6 protein-coding genes are annotated in these 8364 nt (G+C 66.8%); all 6 read right to left on the bottom strand.

The window, feature by feature from the left end:
• Positions 1 to 77: 77 nt before the first annotated feature.
• Positions 78 to 1247 (bottom strand): ABC transporter ATP-binding protein, encoded by a 1170-nt coding sequence (locus EEJ42_RS20785; RefSeq protein ID WP_184503181.1) that lies wholly within the window; start codon positions 1245 to 1247, stop codon positions 78 to 80.
• A complete protein-coding gene (locus EEJ42_RS20780; RefSeq protein ID WP_123101719.1) occupies positions 1240 to 2283 on the bottom strand; it encodes an ABC transporter ATP-binding protein in 1044 nt (347 codons plus the stop codon). The genes EEJ42_RS20785 and EEJ42_RS20780 overlap by 8 nt, the downstream gene beginning before the upstream one ends.
• A 26-nt stretch (positions 2284 to 2309) precedes the next feature.
• The gene (locus EEJ42_RS20775; RefSeq protein ID WP_123101715.1) at positions 2310 to 3269 is read right to left on the bottom strand and encodes an ABC transporter permease; all 960 of its coding nucleotides are present in this window, start codon (positions 3267 to 3269) and stop codon (positions 2310 to 2312) included.
• Positions 3262 to 4191 carry an ABC transporter permease gene (locus EEJ42_RS20770; RefSeq protein WP_123101713.1) on the bottom strand — a complete coding sequence of 310 codons (930 nt, stop codon included), beginning with the start codon at positions 4189 to 4191 and terminating at the stop codon, positions 3262 to 3264. Before EEJ42_RS20770 ends, EEJ42_RS20775 begins: the two co-directional genes overlap by 8 nt.
• Positions 4192 to 4297: 106 nt before the next feature.
• Entirely contained in the window at positions 4298 to 5929 is a 1632-nt protein-coding gene (locus tag EEJ42_RS20765) for a peptide ABC transporter substrate-binding protein (protein ID WP_123101711.1), read from the bottom strand.
• A 427-nt stretch (positions 5930 to 6356) separates the two neighbouring features.
• Positions 6357 to 8222 carry a translational GTPase TypA gene (gene typA / locus EEJ42_RS20760; protein ID WP_123101709.1) on the bottom strand — a complete coding sequence of 622 codons (1866 nt, stop codon included), beginning with the start codon at positions 8220 to 8222 and terminating at the stop codon, positions 6357 to 6359.
• Positions 8223 to 8364: the final 142 nt, after the last annotated feature.

The raw sequence follows: 8364 nt of genomic DNA, 5'->3' as shown, positions 1-8364 counted from the left end.
GACGGCGCCCGAGCAACGGCGAGGGCCGCCGGGATCGCACGATGCGATCCCGGCGGCCCTCGCCGCGTATGGCGCGGTTACGCGTGGACCACGTCCTTCTCCTCGGCAAAGTGGCACGCCGACTCGTGCGCCGCGAGCGAGTCGGTACCGGAGAAGCGCTCGGGGATGGCGAGCAGCGGCACCTCCTTGGCGCACTTGTCCTCGGCCTTCCAGCAGCGGGTGCGGAAGCGGCAGCCCGAGGGCGGGTTGGCCGGGGAGGGCACGTCGCCGGTGAGGATGATGCGCTCCCGGCCCTCCCGCGCCTCCGGGTCGGGCACCGGCACCGCGGACAGCAGGGCCTGGGTGTACGGGTGGGTCGGGTGGTCGTAGATCTCGGCGTCGGTGCCGATCTCGGCCATCTTGCCCAGGTACATCACGCCGACCCGGTCGGAGATGTGACGGACGATGGACAGGTCGTGGGCGATGAAGATGTAGGACAGGTTGAACTCGTCCTGGAGCTTCTCCATCAGGTTGATGACCTGCGCCTGCACCGACACGTCCAGCGCCGAGACCGGCTCGTCGCAGATGATGATCTCCGGGTTGAGCGCGAGGCCGCGGGCGATGCCGATGCGCTGGCGCTGGCCGCCGGAGAACTGGTGCGGATAGCGGTTGATGTACTCCGGGTTGAGGCCGACGACGTCCAGCAGCTCCTGGACCTTGCGCCGCCGGTCGCCCTTGGGCACGGCCTCGGGGTGGATCTCGTACGGCTCGCCGACGATGTCGCCCACCGTCATCCGGGGGTTGAGCGACGTGTACGGGTCCTGGAACACCATCTGGATGTTGCGGCGGACGGCCCGCAGGGCGCGCCCGGACAGCTTGGTGATGTCCTGGCCCTTGTAGAACACCTCGCCCGCGGTGGCGGTCTCCAGGGTCATCAGCAGCTTGGCGACGGTCGACTTGCCGCAGCCGGACTCGCCCACGATGCCGAGGGTCTCGCCCTGGTAGAGGTCGAAGGAGATGCCGTCGACCGCCTTGACCGCGCCGACCTGCCTCTTGAAGAGGATGCCCTGGGTCAGCGGGAAGTGCTTGACCAGGTTGCGCACCTGGAGGATCGGCTCCCCGCGGTCGACATGTGCGTCGAGGGCGGCCACGGCCTCGTCCTCGGTGGCGGCGTCGACCGTCGTCACCTCGGTGACACTGGGAGTGGCGGCGGCCGGTGCCGCGTCAGCCGGTTCCATGGCCTTGTCGGTCTTCTTGGCCTCAGCCATGGATCGTCTCCTTCCAGAAGTGGCACGCACTGCCGCGGCCCGGCAGCTCGGTGCCGTCCTGCTCGGTGACCGGCGCCAGCGGCGGGACCTCGGTGCGGCAGACGTCCTGGGCCTTCGGGCAGCGCGGGTTGAAGGCGCAACCCGAGGGGATCTTGAGCAGATTGGGCGGCAGCCCCTTGATCGCGTACAGTTCCTGGCCCTTGTGGTCCAGCCGCGGGATGGAGTCGAGCAGTCCCTTGGTGTACGGGTGCGCGGGCCGCTTGTACAGCTCGTGCACGGGGGCGGTCTCGACGATCCGGCCCGCGTACATCACCGCGATCTTGTCGGCGACGTCCGCGACCACACCCAGGTCGTGGGTGATCAGGATCAGGCCCATGTTGTACTCGCGCTGCAACTCCGCGAGCAGGTCCATCACCTGGGCCTGGACGGTCACGTCCAGCGCGGTGGTGGGCTCATCAGCGATGATCAGGTCCGGCTCCAGGGCCAGCGCCATGGCGATCATGATGCGCTGGCGCATACCGCCGGAGAACTGGTGCGGATAGTCGCTGACCCGCTGCTTGGCGGCGGGGATGCGGACCCGGTCCATCAGCTCGATGGCCTTGGCCTTGGCGTCCTTCTTGGACAGCCCCTGGTGGACCCGGAACATCTCGCCGAGCTGATAGCCGACGGAGAGCACGGGGTTCAGGGAGGACAGTGCGTCCTGGAAGATCATCGCGATCCTGTTGCCGCGGATCTTCCGGCGCTCCTCGGCGGACATCGTCAGCATGTCCTGGCCTTGGAAGAGGATCTCCCCCTGCGGGATCTTGCCGGGCGGCATGTCGAGGATGCCCATGATCGCCTGTGCGGTCACGGACTTTCCGGAGCCGGACTCACCGAGCACGGCGAGCGTCTCGCCCGCGTCCACGCTGTAGTTGACTCCGTTGACGGCCTTGGCGATGCCGTCGCGGGTATGGAACTCGACGTGCAGATCACGCACGTCGAGCAGCTTGCCACCGCTGTCCTCGCCCGAGCGGGGGGCGGGGACGTCCGCAGGCATGTCGGTGATGGTCACGTACGCCTCCCTCAGCGCAGCTTCGGGTCGAGGGCTTCGCGCACGGCGTCACCCATCATGATGAACGCCAGCACGGTGATGCTCAGGGCGCCGGCCGGGAAGAGCAGTACGTGCGGGAAGTTGCGGATGAACTGGGTTCCGTCCGAGATGTCGCCGCCCCAGGAGATGGAGTCGTCACCAAGCCCGAGACCCAGATAGGACAGCGTCGACTCAGCGACGATGTACGTGCCGAGCGAGATGGTTGCGACGACGATCACCGGTGCGATCGCGTTCGGCAGGATGTGCCGGAACAGGATCCGCCTGGTGCCGGCGCCCAAGGCCTTGGCCGCCACGACGTAGTCCGCGTGCTTGGTCGTGATGACCGCGCCGCGCATGACACGGGCGATCTGCGTCCAGCCCAGGAAGGCCAGCGCGCCCATGACCACCCAGACGGTGCGGTGGGTGAACGCGTTGAGTACGACCATCGAGCCGAGCAGGAACGGGATGCCGAAGAACACGTCGGTCAGACGCGAGATGAGGCTGTCCCAGAACCCTCCGAAGTAGCCGGCGAGCATGCCCATCAGACCGCCGAAGACGGTGACGAGGATCGTCACGCCGAGGCCGACGATGATCGAGTTGCGGGCGCCGTAGAGCACGCGCGCGTACAGGCTGCGGCCCGTGCCGTCGTAGCCGAACCAGTCCTCCTGGAAGACATGGCCGAGGTTCGGCTTGCCCAGGAAGTGGTTGGCCTGGTCGCCGGTGTTCGGGCTGGCGCTGGTGAACAGGCCGGGGAACGCGGCGATGAGCAGGATCAGCAGGATCAGCAGCCCAGAGACCACGAACAGCGGATTGCGGCGCAGGCCCCGCCAGGCGTCGGCGCCGAGGCTGCGCGGCTTCTCGGGCGCCGGACCGGCGTCCGAGGTGACGGGCGTGCCCGCGACGACCGCGGTGGCTTCCTCGCTCGCGGACGAGGTCTTGGTGAGGTCAGGCATAACGAATCCTCGGGTCCAGGACCGCGTAGAGCAGGTCGACGATCAGGCTGGCGAGGAGATAGACGAGCACCAGAACGGTGACGATGCCGACGATGACCGCGCCCTCGCGGCGTGCGAGCGCCTCGAAGAGCAGGTTGCCGACGCCGGTCACGTTGAAGATGCCCTCCGTCACGACGGCGCCGGCCATGAGGCTGCCGATGTCGGTGCCGAGGTAGGTGACCACGGGGATCAGCGAGTTGCGCAGCAGGTGCGTGGTAATGATCCGCCTGCGCGGCAGGCCCTTGGCGGTGGCGGTGCGGATGTAGTCGGCGGACCGGTTTTCCGCGATCGAGGTGCGGGTCAGCCGGGCCACGTACGCGAGGCCCACCATACCGAGCACCAGTGCCGGGACCAGCAACTGACCGAAGTCGGTGGAGTCCTGGACGGTCGGTGTGATCCACCCGAGGTTGTTTCCGAAGTACAGCTGGCACGCCAGACCGATGACGAAGATCGGGACGGAGATGACCACCAGGGTGAACAGCGTGACGGCGGTGTCGATGACCTTGCCGCGCCGGATGCCGGCGATGACGCCCAGGGTGATGCCGACGACGAGCTCGAAGGTCCAGGCCATGGCGGCGAGCCGGATCGACACCGGGAACGCCTGCGTGATCTCGTCGAGGACCGGCCGGTTACCGGCGATGGTCCTGCCGAAATCGCCCTGGAACAGACCCCCCATGTAGTGCAGGTACTGCTGCCACAGCGGAAGGTCCAGCCCTCTGTCGTGCCGGATCTGCGCGACCTGCGCGGGGTCCGGCGGCTTGTCACCCCACAGTGCCCGTACGGGATCGCCGGGGAGTACGTTGACCATGAGGAAGATCAACAGGGTTGTCCCGATGAACACCGGGATCATCTGGAGCAGTCGCCTCGCGACGTAGCGCCCCATTGGNGCGACGTAGCGCCCCATTGGTGCCTCCGTCCATTCCGGAGCCGCCCGCAGCGGCGCCCGGCATCGCCGGACGCCGCTGCGGGACGGAATGCTCCGTAGCGACTTACTTCTTGAAGACCTCGACGTTCCAGAGGATCGGGTCGCCGGCCTGGTCGAACTCGATCTTCTTCACGTTGTTCGAGTAGGCCGAGTTGACCTTCTTGTAGAACATGGGGATGCCGGGCATCGAGTTCCGCAGTTCCTTCTCGGCGTCCTGGTACAGCTTCGCCGACTCATCCACTGACTTGGCCTTGTCGGCCTTCTTCACCAGCGCGTCGAACTTCGGGTCGGAGAAGTCGCCCCTGTTGCCGTCGACGCCGGTGCCGTAGAGGTCGGCGAGGAAGTTGCCGTTGAACGGGTAGTCGAGCACCCAGCCGGAGCGGTAGATCGACTTGACCTTCTTCTGGTCACGGATCTCGGTGTCGGCCTGGAAGTCGGTGACCGGGTCGCCCACGCAGTTCACGCCGGTCGCCTTGGTGATGCTGTTGCAGGTCGCGGTGACCCAGCCCTTGTGCGGCTGGTCGGCGTTGTACTGGATCGAGATCTTGTTGCCCGGGACGCCGCCACCTTCCTTGATCAACTGCTTCGCCTTGGCCGGGTTGAACTTGCAGATCTCACCGCACGCGTCGGCCTGGTAGCCCTTCACACCCTTGGCGACCCAGCCGGTGGCCGGCTCACGGTTGCCGAAGAAGGTGGTCTTGGCGATGGTCTCGCGGTCGATCGCCATCGACAGGCCCTGGATGACCTTGGCGTCAATGTTCTTCCACTGCTTCGTGTAGAAGGCGGGGTTGATCGTGTCGAGCGCGGAGAAGTCGGTGTTGATGGCTCGCTTGCCGAAGTCCTGCTTGTAGTTGGCGAGCTCGCTGTCCGGCACTATCGGCATGGTGTCGACGTTGTCCGAGCGCAGGTCGTTGTACGCGGACTGCGGCGTCGTGTACGCCTTGAAGTTGATGCCGCCGTTCTTCGCCTTGTTGCTGCCCTTGTAGCCGTCCCAGGCGGCGACCTGGACCGACTTCTTGTGCTCCCAGCTCTTGAACTTGTACGGGCCGTTGCCGACCGGGCTCTCGCCGAACTTCTTCGGGTCCTTCAGCGCCCCCGAGGGCAGCGGGTAGAAGGACTGGTAGGCGAGCTTGTACGCGAAGTACGGGATCGGGTTCGACAGCTTGATGGTGAAGGTGTTGTCGTCGACGACCTTCAGGCCGGACATGGCCTTGGCCTTGGCCTTGCCCTTCTCCGGGTGGACCTGGTCGTAACCCTCGATGTCGCGGTACCAGGCGCTGTTCTGCTGCCCGTTGGCCGGGTTGGCGTCCCAATTCCATGTGTCGACATAGGACTTGGCGGTGACCTTCTCGCCGTTGTGGAAGGTCCACCCCGGCTTCAGCTTGACGGTCCACACGCTGTTGTCGGAGTTCGGCGTGACCGACTCGGCGTTTTCGTACGTGATATTGCCGGACTTGTCGTATCCGACGAGACCCGTGAAGAGGGAGTCGATGACGACGCTGCCGTACGCCTCCATGGTGTTGGCCGGCATCAGCGAGTTCTGCGGCTCACCGTTGGCGTAGCTGACGATCCCCTTGGGGTCGATCTTCCTGTTGGCATTGTCGCCGCCACTGTCACTGCCGCCACCACAAGCGGTCGCGGCCATCGCCACGACCGCGGCCATCGCGACCCACTTGGCGCTCTTGGCACCACGCATGGGTTTGCCTCCTCCGGAGTCCTCTGCTGCTTCGAGAGGGGTGTCCGGATGGCACGCTGACACCCCTGACAGCGAATGGGACCGGACCCCCCAGATGCGCTCGAAGGCCCGCGCTCCCCACAGCGTGCGACCCGTTGACCCGAGCTCAATGGACCCCATGATTGAGCACGCCAGCCCCGTAAACCACACCTTATGGGTCTCGCTTTGGTCACATCATCTACGCGCGGAGCTTCGAAATCCGGACAAAACTGCCGCAGACAGACACACGCGAAACGGACTGTTAACACATCATGCGGAGTCTCAACTCCGATATCCGGACACCACTCGCCGGATATCCCCTTGACGAGCGGCTTCCTGAAACGGTGACAGCCCGGGCCCCGCCGTGGAAGCGGAAGCCCGGGCCGTCAGTGGCGCACGGAGGCGAATATCAACGCTTGGCGCGCGACGCGGCGCGGCCGCGCTCCTTCTGGTCCAGTACGACCTTGCGGATGCGGACCGTCTCCGGGGTCACCTCGACGCACTCGTCGTCGCGGCAGAACTCCAGGGACTGCTCCAGCGAGAGCAGCCGCGGCGGCACCAGGGACTCCGTCACATCAGCGGTCGAGGACCGCATGTTGGTGAGCTTCTTCTCCTTGGTGATGTTCACGTCCATGTCGTCGGCGCGCGAGTTCTCGCCGACGATCATGCCCTCGTACACCTCGGTGCCGGGCGAGGTGAACAGCACGCCGCGCTCCTGGAGGTTGGTCATCGCGAAGGCGGTCACCGCGCCCGAGCGGTCGGCCACCAGGGAGCCGCTGTTACGGGTGCGCAGCTCGCCGAACCACGGCTCGTGGCCCTCGAAGATGGAGTGCGCGATACCGGTGCCGCGGGTCTGGGTCAGGAACTCGGTGCGGAAGCCGATGAGGCCGCGGGACGGCACGATCCACTCCATGCGGATCCAGCCGGAGCCGTGGTTGGTCATGGTCTCCATGCGCCCCTTGCGGGTCGCCATCAGCTGGGTGATGGCGCCGAGGTGCTCCTCCGGCGCGTCGATGGTGAGGCGCTCGATCGGCTCGTGGAGCTTGCCGTCGACCTCCTTGGTGACGACCTCGGGCTTGCCGACGGTCAGCTCGAAGCCCTCCCGGCGCATCGTCTCGACCAGGATCGCCAGCGCCAGCTCACCGCGGCCCTGCACCTCCCAGGCGTCGGGGCGCTCGGTCGGCAGCACGCGCAGCGAGACGTTGCCGACCAGCTCCTTGTCGAGGCGGTCCTTGACCAGCCGGGCGGTGACCTTGTGGCCCTTGCCGCCCTTGCCGACCAGCGGCGAGGTGTTGGTGCCGATGGTCATCGAGATCGCCGGCTCGTCGACGGTGATCAGCGGCAGCGCGATCGGGTTCTCCGGGTCGGCCAGGGTCTCGCCGATCATGATGTCCGGGATACCGGCCACGGCGCAGATGTCGCCGGGCCCGGCCACCTCGGCGGGCTTGCGGGTGAGCGCCTCGGTCATCATCAGCTCGGTGATGCGGACGTTGGAGATCGAGCCGTCACGCTTGATCCAGGCCACGGTCTGGCCCTTCTTCAGCTCGCCCTGCTCGACGCGGAGCAGCGCGATCCGGCCGAGGAAGTTGTCCGCGTCCAGGTTGGTGACGTGGGCCTGGAGCGGGGCGGCCGCGTCGTACTCGGGCGCCGGGACGGTCTCCAGCAGGGTGACGAAGAACGGCCAGAGGCTGTCGCTGTCGGCCGGGACGGTGCCGTCCTCCGGCTTGGTCAGCGAGGCGATGCCGTCACGGGCACAGGCGTAGACGATCGGGAACTCGATCTGCTCCTCGGTCGCGTCCAGGTCCAGGAACAGGTCGTACGTCTCGTTGACGACGTCGTCGATCCGGGAGTCCGGGCGGTCCGTCTTGTTGATGCACAGGATGACCGGCAGCTTGGCCTGGAGCGCCTTGCGCAGCACGAAGCGGGTCTGCGGCAGCGGGCCCTCGGAGGCGTCCACCAGCAGCACCACGGCGTCGACCATGGACAGACCGCGCTCGACCTCGCCGCCGAAGTCGGCGTGGCCGGGGGTGTCGATGATGTTGATGGTGACGGGGTCGCTGCCGTCCGCCGGGTGGTACTTCACCGCGGTGTTCTTCGCGAGAATGGTGATGCCCTTCTCGCGCTCCAGGTCGTTGGAGTCCATGACCCGGTCGTCGACCTGCTGGTGCGCGGCGAACGCGCCGGCCTGCTTGAGCATGGCGTCGACGAGGGTCGTCTTCCCGTGGTCGACGTGGGCGACGATGGCAACGTTACGAATGTCGTGGCGCGTGGGCATACGAGCGCGCTTCTCCCGGTTTCGTGGGTGGCAGCGCGCTCCTTTGTCCGGCGCGCCTTTCCGCCGGGCTGCTTACGCCACGGCCTCACCCCATGGTAAGGGGACGGCGCGGGGACGGATGCCGCCACCCGTCCCCGCGCCG

Origin of the sequence: Streptomyces botrytidirepellens, assembly GCF_003721215.1 — a bacterium.
Lineage (GTDB): Bacteria > Actinomycetota > Actinomycetes > Streptomycetales > Streptomycetaceae > Streptomyces > Streptomyces himastatinicus.
The sequence above is the reverse complement of the archived record's forward strand: the minus strand, read 5'-3'. Positions and strand labels throughout refer to the sequence as shown.

Bases quoted from the DNA above. Each gene is read 5' to 3' on its own strand.
- typA (WP_123101709.1), bottom strand. From the start codon at position 8,222: ATGCCCACGCGCCACGACATTCGTAACGTTGCCATCGTCGCCCACGTC.
- EEJ42_RS20785 (WP_184503181.1), bottom strand. From the start codon at position 1,247: ATGGCTGAGGCCAAGAAGACCGACAAGGCCATGGAACCGGCTGACGCG.
- EEJ42_RS20770 (WP_123101713.1), bottom strand. From the start codon at position 4,191: ATGGGGCGCTACGTCGCGAGGCGACTGCTCCAGATGATCCCGGTGTTC.
- EEJ42_RS20780 (WP_123101719.1), bottom strand. From the start codon at position 2,283: ATGCCTGCGGACGTCCCCGCCCCCCGCTCGGGCGAGGACAGCGGTGGC.
- EEJ42_RS20775 (WP_123101715.1), bottom strand. From the start codon at position 3,269: ATGCCTGACCTCACCAAGACCTCGTCCGCGAGCGAGGAAGCCACCGCG.
- EEJ42_RS20765 (WP_123101711.1), bottom strand. From the start codon at position 5,929: ATGCGTGGTGCCAAGAGCGCCAAGTGGGTCGCGATGGCCGCGGTCGTG.